This window comes from Kitasatospora sp. NPDC058115 (assembly GCF_042884635.1).
Taxonomy (GTDB): domain Bacteria; phylum Actinomycetota; class Actinomycetes; order Streptomycetales; family Streptomycetaceae; genus Kitasatospora.
In genome coordinates this window covers 18,537-32,697 of sequence record NZ_JBHVTL010000014.1, presented here as the reverse complement: position 1 = coordinate 32,697, position 14,161 = coordinate 18,537, and the positions used below count along the sequence as shown (strand labels likewise).

At 74.9% G+C, this 14,161-nt stretch carries 14 protein-coding genes; 9 read left to right on the top strand and 5 right to left on the bottom strand.

Annotation, left to right across the window (positions count from 1 at the left end; genetic code table 11):
• Positions 1 to 90: 90 nt before the first annotated feature.
• Positions 91 to 477, bottom strand: coding sequence for a DUF3037 domain-containing protein (locus ACFVVL_RS16665; protein WP_387675999.1), 387 nt, complete (start codon positions 475 to 477; stop codon positions 91 to 93).
• A 125-nt stretch (positions 478 to 602) separates the two neighbouring features.
• Entirely contained in the window at positions 603 to 1,358 is a 756-nt protein-coding gene (locus ACFVVL_RS16660; protein WP_387675666.1) for a HipA family kinase, read from the bottom strand.
• Positions 1,359 to 1,563: 205 nt separating this feature from the next.
• Between ACFVVL_RS16660 and ACFVVL_RS16655 the strand changes: the two genes are divergently transcribed.
• Positions 1,564 to 2,922: an NAD(P)/FAD-dependent oxidoreductase gene (locus ACFVVL_RS16655; protein ID WP_380287729.1), complete on the top strand. Its 1,359-nt coding sequence runs from the start codon at positions 1,564 to 1,566 to the stop codon at positions 2,920 to 2,922.
• A gap of 210 nt (positions 2,923 to 3,132) precedes the next feature.
• On the opposite strand, the gene ACFVVL_RS16650 is transcribed toward ACFVVL_RS16655, so the two are convergent.
• Positions 3,133 to 4,497, bottom strand: coding sequence for an aminotransferase class I/II-fold pyridoxal phosphate-dependent enzyme (locus ACFVVL_RS16650; protein ID WP_387675662.1), 1,365 nt, complete (start codon positions 4,495 to 4,497; stop codon positions 3,133 to 3,135).
• A 35-nt stretch (positions 4,498 to 4,532) separates the two neighbouring features.
• On the opposite strand from ACFVVL_RS16650, the gene ACFVVL_RS16645 reads away from it, so the two are divergent.
• The 6 genes from ACFVVL_RS16645 (at position 4,533) to ACFVVL_RS16620 (ending at position 10,196) form a co-directional block, all read left to right on the top strand.
• Entirely contained in the window at positions 4,533 to 5,216 is a 684-nt protein-coding gene (locus ACFVVL_RS16645) for a pyridoxamine 5'-phosphate oxidase family protein (RefSeq protein WP_387675659.1), read from the top strand.
• 12 nt (positions 5,217 to 5,228) lie between these two features.
• The gene (locus ACFVVL_RS16640) at positions 5,229 to 5,882 is read left to right on the top strand and encodes an FMN-binding negative transcriptional regulator (protein WP_387675656.1); all 654 of its coding nucleotides are present in this window, start codon (positions 5,229 to 5,231) and stop codon (positions 5,880 to 5,882) included.
• Positions 5,883 to 6,001: 119 nt separating this feature from the next.
• Positions 6,002 to 7,414: a sugar porter family MFS transporter gene (locus tag ACFVVL_RS16635; RefSeq protein WP_387675653.1), complete on the top strand. Its 1,413-nt coding sequence runs from the start codon at positions 6,002 to 6,004 to the stop codon at positions 7,412 to 7,414.
• Between the two features lie 78 nt (positions 7,415 to 7,492).
• Positions 7,493 to 8,194 (top strand): dienelactone hydrolase family protein, encoded by a 702-nt coding sequence (locus tag ACFVVL_RS16630; protein WP_387675650.1) that lies wholly within the window; start codon positions 7,493 to 7,495, stop codon positions 8,192 to 8,194.
• Between the two features lie 84 nt (positions 8,195 to 8,278).
• A complete protein-coding gene (locus ACFVVL_RS16625) occupies positions 8,279 to 9,556 on the top strand; it encodes an MFS transporter (RefSeq protein ID WP_387675647.1) in 1,278 nt (425 codons plus the stop codon).
• A gap of 109 nt (positions 9,557 to 9,665) precedes the next feature.
• Complete coding sequence (locus tag ACFVVL_RS16620; protein ID WP_387675644.1) at positions 9,666 to 10,196, top strand: HAD domain-containing protein; 531 nt, start codon at positions 9,666 to 9,668, stop codon at positions 10,194 to 10,196.
• Here ACFVVL_RS16620 and ACFVVL_RS16615 read toward each other — a convergent pair.
• Both ACFVVL_RS16615 and ACFVVL_RS16610 read right to left on the bottom strand, forming a co-directional pair.
• On the bottom strand, positions 10,174 to 10,962 hold the full coding sequence (locus ACFVVL_RS16615) for a CPBP family intramembrane glutamic endopeptidase (protein ID WP_387675641.1): 789 nt from the start codon (positions 10,960 to 10,962) through the stop codon (positions 10,174 to 10,176). The two genes, ACFVVL_RS16620 and ACFVVL_RS16615, sit on opposite strands and share 23 nt — an antisense overlap.
• A gap of 141 nt (positions 10,963 to 11,103) precedes the next feature.
• Positions 11,104 to 12,609 carry a glutamate--cysteine ligase gene (locus ACFVVL_RS16610; protein WP_380287720.1) on the bottom strand — a complete coding sequence of 502 codons (1,506 nt, stop codon included), beginning with the start codon at positions 12,607 to 12,609 and terminating at the stop codon, positions 11,104 to 11,106.
• 365 nt (positions 12,610 to 12,974) lie between these two features.
• On the opposite strand from ACFVVL_RS16610, the gene ACFVVL_RS16605 reads away from it, so the two are divergent.
• Positions 12,975 to 13,589, top strand: a complete 615-nt coding sequence (locus tag ACFVVL_RS16605; RefSeq protein ID WP_380287719.1) for a hypothetical protein — start codon at positions 12,975 to 12,977, stop codon at positions 13,587 to 13,589.
• A gap of 341 nt (positions 13,590 to 13,930) precedes the next feature.
• The gene (locus tag ACFVVL_RS16600) at positions 13,931 to 14,122 is read left to right on the top strand and encodes a DUF5999 family protein (RefSeq protein WP_266273201.1); all 192 of its coding nucleotides are present in this window, start codon (positions 13,931 to 13,933) and stop codon (positions 14,120 to 14,122) included.
• Positions 14,123 to 14,161 lie beyond the last annotated feature (39 nt).

Sequence of the window (14,161 nt, the reverse complement as noted above, 5' to 3'; positions counted from 1 at the left end):
GTCAGCCTACGACCGACTGCTTCACTTACTCAAGATTTGAGGACGGCAAAGGTCCGGCGGCCAAACCGCCGGACCCGGGAAGCCCCGTGCTCAGAGCACCAGCTGGTCGAACAGCCGCCGCAGCTCCGCCTCCGGATCGGCGGTCAGCCCGGTGTGCACCGGCCCCGGCTGCACCACCGCGCTGCGCGGGGCGGTGAGCCAGCGGAACCGCTGCCCGGGGGCGTCCGCCGCGGCCGGACCGGCCTGCGGACCGCCCGCGCAGACCAGCTCGATCCCGTGCAGCGCCCGGCGCACCGCCGACACGTCGGCGACCGGGTCCAGCGCCAGCAGCCGCGCCTGGTCCAGATGGGTCCGCGCGGCCAGGTGGGAGCCCTGCCGGCAGTACAGCAGCACGCCCACGTTGACGCACTCGCCGCGCTCCACCCGGGGCACCGCCCGGATCACCGCGTACTCGTACTCGCGCAGCTCGGCCCGCAGCGGCGTCGCCGAGCGCGCCGACTCTCCCGTCCGGAGCTCGGCCGGCCCGGTGTCCGCCGCCCAGGACAGGCGGGACCCGGACAGACGGGACTCCGACAGCCCGAACTCCTCGAAGCCCGACTCGCTCATGCGGACACCTCCGGCAGCCAGTCACGCGGACCGGCCAGTCGCGCGGACAGCTGGGCGCGGTACGCCTCGCGCACCGCCCCGGGCGAGTCGAACCCCGGCTCGTCCGCCAGCCAGACGTCGGGGATCTGCGCCACCGCCTCCGCGATCGCCGCCTCGGCGAGCGGTGCGAGCGCCTTGTCGGCCGCCGCCAGGTCCGGCCCCGCGCCCAGCAGCGCGTGGTCGGAGGCGTCGTAGGGACGGCGGGTCCAGCCGGCCGCGCCCGCCCAGTTGTGGTGGAAGATCAGGCTCGCGCCGTGGTCGATCAGCCGCAGGCCGCCGGTGGCGACCAGCAGGTTGGGGTTGCGCCAGGAGCGGTCGACGTTGCCGATCAGCGCGTCGAACCAGAGCACCTGCCCGGCCAGCCCGGCGTCCACCTCGAAGCAGACCGGGTCGAAGTTGAGCGCGCCGCTGACGAAGGCCATGCCCAGGTTGAGCCCGCCGCTGGCGCGCATCTGGTCCTGGATCTGCGGCTCCGGCTCGCTGCGGGCCAGCACCGGGTCCAGATCGACGGTCACCAGCGCGGGCACCGGCAGGCCGAGCCGCCGGCCGAGCTCGCCGGCCAGCACCTCGGCCACCAGCGCCTTGCGGCCCTGGGCCGCGCCGACCCACTTCAGGGCGTACAGACGCCGGTCGTCGGCCTCGACCAGGCCCGGCATCGAGCCGCCTTCTCGCAGTGGCGTCACATAACGGACCGCCGTCACCTCGGGGAGCACGGCGGACAGCCTATCGGGCATATGCACGGGGCGGGTGTCGCTCGGCACGCTCGCCCGCCCGGGTCGTCTCCGGTGGCAGCCCCGGCTGCTCCGTGCGAGTGTGGCGGACAGTGATCGGGGCACCCGACGACCACGACCCGCGGCACGCCGGCCGCGCCGTGGGGCAACCGCCCGCACCGGTACCGACTGCACTGTGAGGGACGCGATGGAACGAGCCCGGATCCTGATCGTGGGCGGCGGCTTCGCCGGACTGGAGTGCGCGCGCCGCCTGGAGCGCAGGCTCTCCCCCGCGGAGGCGGAGATCTCCCTGGTCACCCCGTTCAGCTACCAGCTCTACCTGCCGCTGCTGCCGCACGTGGCGGCCGGCGTGCTCACCCCCCAGTCGGTGGCCGTCTCGCTGCGCCGCTCGCTGCGCCGCACCCACATCGTCCCCGGCGGCGCGATCGGCGTGGACCCGGCCTCCAAGGTCTGTGTGGTCCGCAAGATCACCGACGAGGTGGTGGCACAGAAGTACGACTACCTGGTGCTGGCCCCCGGCAGCGTCACCCGCACCTTCGACATCCCCGGCCTGACCGACTACGCGCGCGGCATGAAGACCCTCGCCGAGGCGGCCTATGTCCGCGACCACGTGATCGCCCAGCTCGACCTCGCCTCCGCCAGCCCGGACCAGAAGGAGCGCGAGTCGCGGCTCCAGTTCGTGGTGGTCGGCGGCGGCTACGCGGGCACCGAGACCGCCGCCTGCCTGCAGCGGCTCACCACCGCGGCCGCCCACCGCTACCCGCGGCTGGACGCCCGGCAGATCAAGTGGCACCTCATCGACATCGCGCCGAAGCTGATGCCCGAGCTGGGCGACGCCCTCGGCACCGCCGCCCTGGAGGTGCTGCGCGAGCGGGGCGTCGAGGTGTCGCTGGGCGTCTCGGTGGCCGAGGTCGGCGCCGAGTCGGTCAAGTTCACCGACGGCCGGGTACTGCCCTGCCGGACGCTGATCTGGACGGCCGGCGTCGCGGCGAGCCCGCTGATCGCCACCCTGGACGCCGAGACGGTGCGCGGACGGATCGCGGTCACGGCGGAGATGCGGGTGCCGCAGTACGAGGGCGTCTTCGCGCTCGGCGACGCCGCCGCCGTGCCGGACCTCGCCAAGGGCGACGGCGCGGTCTGCCCGCCGACCGCCCAGCACTCGGCCCGCCAGGGCCGGGCGGTGGCCGGCAACGTCATCGCGGCGCTGCGCAACCAGCCGCTGGAGCCGTACTACCACAAGGACCTGGGCCTGGTCGTGGACCTCGGCGGCAAGGACGCCGTCTCCAAGCCGGTCGGGGTGGAGCTGCGCGGGGTGCCCGCCCAGCTGGTGGCTCGCGGCTACCACCTGATGGCGATGCGCACCAACGTCGCGAAGTTCCGGGTGGGCGCCAACTGGATGCTCAACGCCACCGCCGGCGACGACTTCGTGCGCACCGGCTTCCTCGCCCGCCAGCCCGCCCGGCTGCGCGACTTCGAGTACACCGACGCCTATCTGACCAAGGACCAGGTCAGGGAGCACGCCCAGGCGCTGCTCGCCAAGGGCTGAGCGGCCGCGGCCGGCGCGCCACCCCCCCCCCCCCGGGGGGGCGCCCGCCCTCCCGCCGCCCAAGAGAGACCCGCCCGGGCCCCCCGCCCAGCGCCCCCCCCCCCGCGGGCCCCCCCCCCCCCCCCCCCGCCCGGCCCGGGGGGGGGGGGCGCGGGCGCGGCCCCCCCCCCCCGCGGGGGGGCGGCCCCCCCGGCCGTCCGGCGGCCTTCGTCAGACCGGCCGGGACGCCGCGCCCTGCGCCCCCGGCCCGGCGGTCCCCTCCGCCCCGCCGAGCACCGCGGCGAGGTCCCCCGCCAGCCGCCGGGCGTCCGCCGGGTCGAGCCGGGCGACGGTGATCCGCAGCCCGGGCGGCGACTGCAGCCGGAAGCGCGCCCCGGGCGCCGCCACCCAGCCCCGCTGGAGCAGCGCGGCGAGCGCGACGGCCTCGTCCGCCACCGGCACCCAGACGTTCAGCCCGCTCGCGCCGTGCGCCGCGATCCCCCGCTCGGCCAGCGCGCCGATCAGCGCCTCCCGGCGCTCCCGGTAGGCGCCGGCCACCCGGTCGGCCGGCGCCGCGTCGGTGCGCCACAGCTCGGCCACCGTGTGCTGGAGCAGGTGGCTGACCCAGCCCGTCCCCAGCCGCTGGCGCCCGAGCACCCGGCCGACGGTGTCCGCGTCCCCGACCGCGACCGACAGCCGCAGGTCCGGCCCGTACGCCTTAGCCGCCGAGCGCACCACCGCCCAGTGCGCCGCCCCCGCCCCGGCCAGCGGGTGGTAGGGCAGGTCGACGATGCCGTGGCCGTGGTCGTCCTCGATCAGCAGCACGTCCGGGTGCCCGGCCAGCACCGCGCGCAGCTCGGCGGCCCGCCCGGCGGTGAGCGCGGCACCGGTCGGGTTCTGCGCCCGGCTGGTGACGATCACCGCCCGCGCGCCGGCCTCCAGCGCCCCGGCGAGAGCCTCCGGCAGCGGGCCCGCGTCGTCGAGCCGGACCGGCACGGTGCGCAGGCCGAGCGCCGGCAGCAGGTCGAGCAGGCTGCCCCAGCCCGGGTCCTCGACGGCGACGGCGTCGCCGGGGCGCAGCCGGGTGACCAGGATCCGCTCGATGGTGTCCAGCGAGCCGGAGGCGACGGCGACCGGCCCGGACGGCAGGCCGTCGGCGGCGAAGCCCGCGCCGGCCAGCGCGAGCAGGCCCGGGTCGGCGGCCGGGTCGCCGTAGCGGACCGGGGTGCGGCGGGCGGCCTCGGCGGCGGCGGCCAGGGCCGGGGTGAGGTCGGGCAGCAGCGCCGGGTCGGGGTTGCCGTCGGAGAGGTCGCGGGCGTGCGGCGGGACGGGCAGGCGGATCTGGTCGCGCGGGGTGTGGGCGGGGCGCGGGCGGATCCGGCTGCCCTTGCGGCCGGCGGTCTCGATCACGCCGCGGTCGCGGAGCAGCCGGTAGGCGGCGGCCACCGTGTTGGGGTTGACGCCGAGGTCGGCGGCGAGGTCGCGCAGCGGCGGCAGCGGGGTTCCGGGGGCGAGCCGGCCGTCGCTGACGCCCCGCTCGACCTCGGCCGCGATCTCGCTGGCACGCCGACCGGTGATCCGATAGTCTCCTAGCACAAAAGAGATTATGCACTAGTACATAGAGGTTTGTCATGTCGACCACGCCGGACAGCGACACGTCCTACCCCCGCACCCCGCGCACCACCCCCACCCGCTACAAGGAGCGCGCCACCTGGGAGCGCGAGGCGATCCACGCGATCCTGGACGCCACCTACCTCTGCCACCTCGGCTTCGTCGCCGACGGGGCGCCGGTCGTGCTGCCCACCATCCACGCCCGGGTCGGCGACCGCCTCTACGTGCACGGCTCCACCGGCAGCCGCCCGCTGCGCGGCACCAGGGGCGGGCAGGGCCTGCCGGTCTGCGTCACCGTCACCCTGGTGGACGCCCTGGTGCTGACCAAGTCGGCCTTCAACCACTCGGTCAACTTCCGCTCGGTGGTCGCCCACGGCACCGCGCACCAGGTGACCGACCCCGAGGAGCTGACGGTCGCGCTGGACGCGCTGGTCGACCAGGTGGTCCCGGGCCGCTCCGCCGAGGTCCGCCCGGCCAACGCCAAGGAGCTCGCCGCCACCGCGGTGATCCGCCTCGACCTCGACGAGGTCTCCGCCAAGACCCGGGCCGACCTCGCCGACGACGACCCCGAGGACCTCGCCCTGCCGTACTGGGCCGGCGTCGTCCCGGTCACCACCGGCTACGGCGCCCCCGAGCCGGACGCCTCCACCACGGTGCCGCTGCCCGCCAACCTCGCCGCCCTCACCGCCCCGCGCGCCGTCTGACCGGAGACCCCGATGCTGATCCGATCCTGGGACCGCGGCGACGAGGACGAATGGCGCGCCTGGCTCGCCGAGGGCCGCGACTTCGGGCTGCTCGCCGCCAACGGCGGGCCCGGCCACGGCCCGGTCCTGGTGCCCACCCACTTCCTGCTGGACGCCGACCGGGGCGAGATCCTGCTCCACCTGGCCGCCCCCAACCCGCTGCTCGGGGCCGTCCGGGCGGATCCGGAGGTCACCCTCGCGGTCACCGACGACTACGCCTTCGCCCCCGGCCACTGGCGCGGCGAACCCGGCACCCCGACCAGCTTCTACGCCTCGGTGCAGTTCCACGCCACCGCCGTGCCGGTCGAGGACGCGGCCGGCAAGGCGGAGATCCTCAACCGGCAGCTGGCCCACTTCCAGCCGGAGAGCCCGCAGCTGCGGGTCGCCCCCGGCGAGGGCGAGCTCGGCCGGCTGCTCCCCGGCCTGACCGGGCTGCGGCTGACGATCCGCGAGGTGCGGGCCAAGTTCAAGTACGACGACAAGAAGCCGGCCGCCGAGCAGTACGCGCTGGCCGAGCGGCTCGCCGGGCGCGCCCGCCCGCTGGACGCCGGCGCCCGCACCCAGCTGCTGCGCCGCAACGCCCGCCGGACGGCACCCGCCGTGCCGGGGAACCGCGCGCCGAGCTGACGCCCCGTCACCCGTTCGGCCCAGCCGCCGCGACGCGAGGCCCCCCGCGCTGATCGAATGTGAGACGAACCCTGCCCGCCCGGCCGTGCGGGCGGGACCGTCGACCCCGGGGAGCGCGCGTGTCCAGGACCCACACCCATCCGGCTTCCGGCGAGGCGCACCTCGGGCACGTGGTGTTCATCTCGGCCGCCGCCGCGATGGGCGGTTTCCTGTTCGGCTACGACAGCGCGGTGATCAACGGCGCGGTGACGGGCATCCAGAAGCACTTCCAGGTGGGCAACGGCACCACCGCGTTCGTGGTGGCCATCGCCCTGCTCGGCTCGGCCGCCGGGGCGGTCGTGGCCGGACGGCTCGCCGACCACCTGGGCCGGGTGCGCACCATGCTGCTGGCCGCGTTCCTCTTCGCGGTCAGCGGCATCGGCTCGATGTTCCCGCCGAACATCGAGGTGCTGGCCACCTGGCGGGTGGTCGGCGGCGTGGCGATCGGCATCGCCTCGGTGATCGCCCCGACCTACATCGCCGAGGTCGCCCCGACCGCCTACCGGGGCCGGCTGGCCTCCTTCCAGCAGATGGCGATCGTGCTCGGCATCACCGTCTCCCAGCTCGCCAACTGGGCGCTCAACCAGGCCGCCGGCGGGGAGTCCACCGGCCACCTGGGCGGCGTCCAGGCCTGGCAGTGGATGCTCGGCGTGGAGGCGATCCCGGCCCTGGTCTACGGTCTGATGGCGCTGGCCATCCCGGAGTCCCCGCGCTACCTGATCGCCGACCACCGGGAGGCGCAGGCGCGCCGGGTGCTGCGGGAGGTCGAGGGCGAGGACGTCGACCTCGACGCGCGGGTGGCCGAGATCCGCGCGGTGCTGGAGTCCGCCCGCAAACCCCGTCTCAAGGACCTGCTCGGCGGCCGGTTCGGCCTGCTGCCGATCGTCTGGGTCGGCATCGGCGCCTCGGCGTTCCAGCAGTTCGTCGGCATCAACGTGATCTTCTACTACTCCTCCTTCCTGTGGCAGTCGGTCGGCATCAACGAGTCCAACTCGCTGCTGATCAGCCTCTCCACCTCGATCATCAACGTGATCGGCACGGTGATCGCGATGGCCCTGGTCGACCGGATCGGCCGCAAGCCGCTGGCACTGGCCGGCTCGGCCGGCATGGCCGCCGCGCTGGGCACCGCCGCCTGGGCCTTCTCCTACCGGGAGGGCACCGGCGACGCCGCGACCCTGGACAACACCCACGCCACGGTCGCGCTGATCGCCGCGCACGTCTTCGTGCTCTGCTTCGCCTTCTCCTGGGGCGTGGTGGTCTGGGTGCTGCTCGGCGAGATGTTCCCGAACCGGATCCGCGCGCTCGCGCTGTCCGTGGCCGCCTCCGCCCAGTGGATCGCCAACTGGGCGATCACGGTCAGCTTCCCCGACCTCGCCGACTGGAACCTGTCGGCGACCTACGTCATCTACGCGGCCTTCGCGCTGCTCTCCATCCCCTTCGTGGCCTTCTGCATCAAGGAGACCAAGGGCCGCGCCCTGGAGGAGATGGGCTGACCCACCGGCCCCGCCGTTCCACGCCCCCGGCCACCGACCCGCCGCCGCGCCCGGCGGCCCGTCCCCCGAGAGGAAGCCATGCCTGACCAGGGCGGCTCCCGGCAGAACGTCACCTTCCCGAGCAACGGCCGCGAGGCCCACGGCTACCTGGCCCGCCCGCCGCTGGGCGTCGGCCCCGGCCTGGTGGTGATCCAGGAGTGGTGGGGCCTGACCCCGTACCTGGCCGGCGTGGCCGACCGGTTCGCCGCCGAGGGCTTCACCGTCCTCGCGCCGGACCTCTTCGGCGGCGCGACCACCCACGACAGCGCCGAGGGCGCCCGGCTCAAGCGCGAGCTCCCGGTCGAGCGGGCGATGCGGGACCTGCGCGGCGCGGTCGACCTGCTGCTCGGGCTGGACGGTGTGGTCGGCGACGCGGTGGGGGTGGTCGGCTTCTGCATGGGCGGCGGCTTCGCCCTGCTGCTGGCCACCGCCGAGGGCGACCGGGTGGCCGCGGTGGTCCCGTTCTACGGGCTGCCGCCCGACCCGGACTTCGAGTACCGGGGCCTGACCGCCCATGTGCTCGGCCACTACGGTGAGCACGACCGCGCGATCCCGATGGCCGCCGTCGACGAGGCCGCGATCCGGATCGGCGAGGCCACCGACGTCCGCCCGGAGATCCACTTCTACCCGGCCGGGCACGCCTTCATGAACGAGGAGAACCTGCTCGGCACCTACGACCCGCTGCAGGCCGAGATCGCCTGGCGGCGCACCCTGACCTTCCTCCGGGGCCACCTCGGCTGACCCCCGGGAGCACCCCGTCGGCGCCCGTCCGGCGCCCCCCGTAATCGGATGGACACGGACCATCCGCCCCGGCATAGTCACGGGGTGCAGAGCCAACCGCCACCCTCCCCCGCCGGCCGCCTCGCCTGGGCGAGCCGCAACTTCCGGATCCAGACCACCGCCACCGTGGTCAGCGGCCTCGGCAACGCCGGCGCGCCCATCGCGACCGCCTTCGCCATCCTGGACGGCGGCGGCTCCACCACCGACGTCGGCTACGTCACCGCCGCCCGGCTGCTGCCCACCGTCCTGCTGCTGGTGGTCGGCGGCGCGCTCGCCGACCGGCTGCCGCGCCACCACGTCATGGTCGCCGCCAATGTGTTCAGCGCCGTCGCCCAGGGCGCCCTCGCCGCCCTGGTGCTGGCCGGCGATCCGGCCCTGTGGCAGCTGATGCTGCTGTCGGCCGGCGCCGGGGCGGGCTACGCGTTCTACACCCCCGCCGCCGGCGGCATGATCATGGAGAGCGTCGCCCCCGAGCACGCCGCCCGCGCCTTCTCGGTGTACCGGATGGGCTTCAACGGCTCGCAGATCGGCGGCGCCGCGCTCGGCGGCGCGCTGACCGCCGGGGTCGGCGCCGGCTGGGTGCTCGCCCTGGACGCGGTCTGCTTCCTGGCCGCCGCCGCGCTGCGCTTCCTGCTGGAGCCGCAGGCCCCGGCGGCCCCGGCCGGGGGCGGCGGGCTGCTCCGCGACCTGCGCGAGGGCTGGCAGGAGTTCTCCGCCCGCCGCTGGCTCTGGGTGGTCGTCCTCCAGTTCTCGGTGCTGGTCGCCTGCGTCGGCGCGGTCGAGGCGGTGTACGGCCCGGCCTTCGCCAAGGAACGGCTCGGCGGTGCCCGGGACTGGGGCCTGGCGATGGCGGCCTACGGCGTCGGTCTGGTCGCCACCGGCGTGCTGATGACCCGCTGGCAGCCACGGCGGATCCTGCTGGCCGGCAACTGGGGCGTCTTCCTGTTCGGCGTGCCCGCGCTCGCCCTGGCGGCGTCCGCCCCGCTGCCGGTGCTCTGCGCGGCGATGTTCCTCTCCGGCGTCGGCGTCACCGTCTTCGGCGTCAACTGGATGATCGCGCTGCAGCAGGAGATTCCCCCCGAGGCGTTCTCCCGGGTCATCGCCTACGACGAACTCGGCTCGCTGTCGCTGGCACCGCTCGGCACCGCGCTGGCCGGCCCGGTCGCCGACCGGCTGGGCCTGTCCGGTGCGCTCTGGGCCTGCGCGGTGATCTCGCTGGTGCTGAGCGCCGCCGTGCTGCTGGAACCGGAGGTCCGCCGCCTCTCCCGGCGCCCGGCCGCCCCGGCCGCCGACGCGCTCCCGGTCCCCGCCACCACCGGCTGAACCGCCCGGCGCACCCCGTGCGCCCCCGTGTGCGCCCTCCGGCGGGCAACCACCGGAGGGCGCGGCACGTCCGTCCCGGTGACGACGGATGAGACCTGGGAGACCCCCGATGCCCAAGCCACTGCTGTTCCTGGACGTCGACGGTGTGCTCAACCCGGTCTGCCCCGCACCCGAGGCCGACTTCGACGCCCACACCCTGTTCGGCTACACCGTGCTGCTCTCCGCCCGGCACGGCACCTGGCTGCGCGAACTGGCCGGCAGCTACGAACTGGTCTGGGCGACGACGTGGGAGGAACACGCCAACACCCACATCTCCCCGGCGATCGGCCTGCCCGAGCTGCCGTTCGTCCGCTTCACCGGCGACGTCCCGCAGCCCGGCGACCCACGCGTGCCGCTGATGGAACTGCTCTCCGCCCGCAAGTGGGCGCCGCTGCTGCGGTACGCCGCCGGCCGCCCGTTCGCCTGGGTCGACGACGTGATCCCGCCCCGGCTGGTCCGCAACTCGCTCTGGCGCCGCGACCGCCTGCTGCTGGCCGTCGACCCCGGCCAGGGCCTCGAACGCCACCACGTGGACCGGCTGCTGGCCCGCCCGCCGCACCGCGGGGCGGTGCTCCCGGTCAGCCGGTGGGCAGCCAGCTGACGTGCCCGGCGAGCAGCGCGTACCCGACGAACGCCACCGTGTCGATCAGCGCATGCGCCACCACCAGCGGCATCACCCGCCCCCACCGCCGGTACAGCAGGCAGAACACCACGCCCATCACGATGTTGCCGACCAGCCCGCCGACGCCCTGGTACAGGTGGTACGAGCCGCGCAGCAGCGAGCTCGCCGCCAGCGCCGCCGGCCACGACCAGCCCAGCTGCCCGAGCCGGCGCAGCAGGTAGCCGAGGACGACGACCTCCTCCAGGATCGCGTTCTGCCAGGCCGACAGCAGCAGCACCGGGATCCGCCACCAGACCTCCGGCAGCCCGGACGGCGCGACCGTCAGGTTGTAGCCGGCCGCCTGCGAGGCCAGGTAGAGCGCCAGCCCCGAGCCGCCGATCGCCGCCGCGACGGCCGCGCCCCGGCCGAGGTCGCCCAGCTTGCGCCCGAGGTCGAAGCCCAGCACCCGCAGCGTGGTGCCCTCGCGCACCAGCAGGTAGCCGACCAGCACGACCGGCATCAGCCCGCGGCCGATGTAGTAGAGCTGCCAGACCAGGTCCAGCCAGGGCCGGCCGGGGGCGCGCGAGCCGTTCAGGGTGGCGACCTGCTGGCCCAGCTTCAGCGTCTCGGTGAGCGAGCCGGTGAAGCTGATCAGCGCGCTGATGCCGCTCGCCCCGAGCGAGAGGCCGAGGACGGTCAGCAGCTCCACCCCGAGCAGGCGGCGGGTCGGCTTCGCGGTCTCCGGTACGGTCGGAACGGTCGTCACGGGGGTGCTCCAGCACGGGCGGCGGCGGACGGGCGGCGCTCCGGGCGCCGGCGGGCGGCCGTCGGCGGACCGGAGCGATCATCCTTCCACAGCGCGCCCGGCGGGCCGGGGGTCCGGGTCCGGGGGTCCGGGGCCGGGGGCCTACCCCACCGGCCAGGTGTGCACCGGCTCGCCGCCGCGCATGTGCTCCATGTACCGCCGGGTCATCGCCGCCAGCGCGGCCGGCCGCTCCATCCCGTACTGCTCGCGCAGCCGATGGAAGGTCGCGCTCTGCCAGGACGCGCCGTTGACCCGGCGCAGGCAGCGCTGCTCGATGATGCCGAGGTAGCGGTCCCGGTCGGCCGGCTCCACCCCCCAGGCGTCCAGGCCCTGGTAGGCCATCGGCAGCAGTTCGTTGAGCACCAGGTCGACGGCGGGCACGGTGGTCAGCCCGCCGGCGCGACCGGCCCGGCCCTGCTTCGGCCACTGGAACACCGCGTCCACGCCGTACCGGGCGGCCTGCTGGAAGTTCTCGTCGGCCCGCTCGAACGGCAGCCTGGTCCAGATCGGCCGGGACTGCTCGGCCAGCACCCGCACCACGCCGTAGTAGAACGCCGCGTTGGCGAGCGTGTCGGCCACCGTCGGCCCGGCCGGCAGCGCCCGGTTCTCCACCCGCAGGTGCGGCACCCCGCCGCTGACGTCGTACACCGGCCGGTTCCAGCGGTAGATGGTGCCGTTGTGCAGCCGCATCTCGGCCAGCCGGGGCACGCCGCCGGAGGCCAGCACCTTGGCCGGGTCCTCGTCGTCGCAGATCGGCAGCAGCGCGGGGAAGTACCGCAGGTTCTCCTCGAACAGGTCGTACGCCGAGTCCACCCAGCGTTCGCCGAACCAGGTGATCGGGCGCACGCCCTGCGCCTTGAGCTCCGCCGAACGGGTGTCGCAGGCCTGCTGGAAGAGCACCGGCCGGGTCTCGCGCCACAGCTCCCGCCCGAACAGGAACGGCGAGTTGGCGCCGAGCGCGAGCTGCGGCCCGCAGATCGCCTGGGCCGCGTTCCACACCGAGGAGAAGCGCTGCGGCGTCACCTGGAGGTGCAGTTGGAGCGAGGTCGCGGCGGCCTCGGCGACCATGGTGATCGACTCCAGCTGGAGGTGCTCGACGCCCTCGATGTCCAGCGTGATGTCCTCGCCCCGGGCGGCCAGGATCTGGTCGCTGAGCAGGCTGTACCGCTGGTTGTGGGACATCGCGTCGAGCCCGGTGTGGTCGAGCTCCAGGGTCGGCAGGATGCCCACCATGACGATCCGCGCGCCGGCCTCGGCGGCCCGCCGGTCGGCGTAGCGCAGCCCGGTGTCGATCTCCTCGCGCAGTTCCTCGAAGACGTGCCCGAAGAGCCGGTGCGGTGCGATGTTGACCTCGATGTTGAAGCGCCCCAGCTCGGTCTGGAAGTCGGCGGAGCCGATCGCGGTGAGCACCTGGGCGTTGTTCAGCAGCGGCAGGCCCTGTTCGTCGGCCAGGTTGAGCTCGATCTCCACGCCGATGACGCCCTTGGGGCGGTCGAACCGCTCCTCCCGCAGCATCCGGCCGAGCGCGTCGAGGCAGGACTGGAGCTTTCGCCGGTACATCTGCCGGTCCGAAAGGTCCGCCCGGGTCGCCACGACCTTCTCGCCCATGGTCTCCTCCTCCTGAGCCGGCCGGCCCCCGACCGTGCAAGCATCATGCCCACCCCGAAGATCGATACCCGAACGCTTCGATTGGCTTGCATTGCAAGGAAACTGATGCCGTTTCAGCGCAACTACCGACTTGCCCGGGGCCACCGCCTGTGATAAACAGGTCACCCTGTGCACCTGTTCGAGTAGAATTCGCACTGCGCCACGGCCCGGCCCGCCATCGCCCGCGAGACCCCGGCGACGACGGCCGCGCCGGCACCGCGATCCTGCCCAACCGGACAAGGCCCAGGTCCCGTCACCGTCGACGCACCAGCCATGCCGGTATGCCGCACTCGCACGCCGATCTCGCACGGAGAGGCGACCTTGCCATGACTCTGCAGACCCCCCAGCCCCCGCCCAGTGCCCTGCGCGCGGTCCTCGCCGCGCTCGACTCGGAGACCGCGCTGCGCCAACCCGCCGCCGCCGCGCTGCGTCACCCGACCGGGCCGCTCCTCCCCGCGCACCCGCTCGCCGTCCACGTCCTGGAGGGGCCGCGGGCCGAACTCGCCGCCGCCCGCCGCACGGGGTGGCGGTTCCTCATCAAGGACGGCACCGAGGTGGCAGCCGCCGCCGAGGTGGTGCAGGGGGCGGAGGGCCACACCTTCTCCCACTTCACCGCCGGGCCGTACCTCGACTCCACGCTCCGGGCGCTGCGCGAGGCCTGGCAGCTCACCCAGTCATCGCGGTCCCGCTGCCAGCCCCGGCTGCTGACCTTTCCCGGCCAGTACGCGACGGCCCTGTGGCTGCACAGCCCGGACGGCGGGGCGGACCTGCTGATCCCGCTGGCCCCGGCCCCGATGGGCGTCACCGCGCACCGCGCCCACCCGGCCGCCGAGGTGCTGCCGCTGCTGGCCCGCACGCCCGTCGCCCGGACCCAGGCCGCCCCCCGGCCGCTGCTGCTGGGCACGACGGACGGCGCCCGGCTCCCCTCCGGGGCGCTCTGAGGTCCCGGCCGCCGTCCGGCCCGCCACCCGGTCGGGCCATCCGGCATGGCCCGACCGGGCCGTGCGCCGGATGGCCCGTCCGGCACGGCCCGCGGCGCCCGACCACCTGAACGGGTGATCTCTGCCCGGGGGTTGTGGCGCATGTCACGAAATCGCTGCGCGCGCGTCCGCAGATGCCGACACTGGGAACCAGCGTGGAAGGACCTCCTGTCCTACCCACTTGAGCGCTGGTCCACACCCGGCCCGGCGCCGGACAGAATCCGACCACCGCGGCGGCGGCCGCCGGCCACCGGCGCCACCGCACCACGGGGAGGATCGCAGAGCGAAGCGAGGGTACGTGTATGTGCCAGCACCGTCCTGAATGCCCGTCGGCCGAGTCCGAGGACCGCGAGGCCGCCGTGCCGGTGGCCTGCCACCCGGAGCAGGGCTGGAGCCTGCTCTGCAACGGCGTCCTGCTGTTCGAGGACACCGGTGAGCTGCTGCCCGACGGCCGGGTGATCGCCCCGCGCCGCCCGGCCGCGAGCGCAGTCTGAGCCGCCGGGCGTCCACGGGGGAACGCGCGCAACGGGCAG

Bases quoted from the DNA above. Each gene is read 5' to 3' on its own strand.
- ACFVVL_RS16655 (WP_380287729.1), top strand. From the start codon at position 1,564: ATGGAACGAGCCCGGATCCTGATCGTGGGCGGCGGCTTCGCCGGACTG.
- ACFVVL_RS16645 (WP_387675659.1), top strand. From the start codon at position 4,533: ATGTCGACCACGCCGGACAGCGACACGTCCTACCCCCGCACCCCGCGC.
- ACFVVL_RS16640 (WP_387675656.1), top strand. From the start codon at position 5,229: ATGCTGATCCGATCCTGGGACCGCGGCGACGAGGACGAATGGCGCGCC.
- ACFVVL_RS16630 (WP_387675650.1), top strand. From the start codon at position 7,493: ATGCCTGACCAGGGCGGCTCCCGGCAGAACGTCACCTTCCCGAGCAAC.
- ACFVVL_RS16620 (WP_387675644.1), top strand. From the start codon at position 9,666: ATGCCCAAGCCACTGCTGTTCCTGGACGTCGACGGTGTGCTCAACCCG.
- ACFVVL_RS16610 (WP_380287720.1), bottom strand. From the start codon at position 12,609: ATGGGCGAGAAGGTCGTGGCGACCCGGGCGGACCTTTCGGACCGGCAG.
- ACFVVL_RS16605 (WP_380287719.1), top strand. From the start codon at position 12,975: ATGACTCTGCAGACCCCCCAGCCCCCGCCCAGTGCCCTGCGCGCGGTC.
- ACFVVL_RS16600 (WP_266273201.1), top strand. From the start codon at position 13,931: ATGTGCCAGCACCGTCCTGAATGCCCGTCGGCCGAGTCCGAGGACCGC.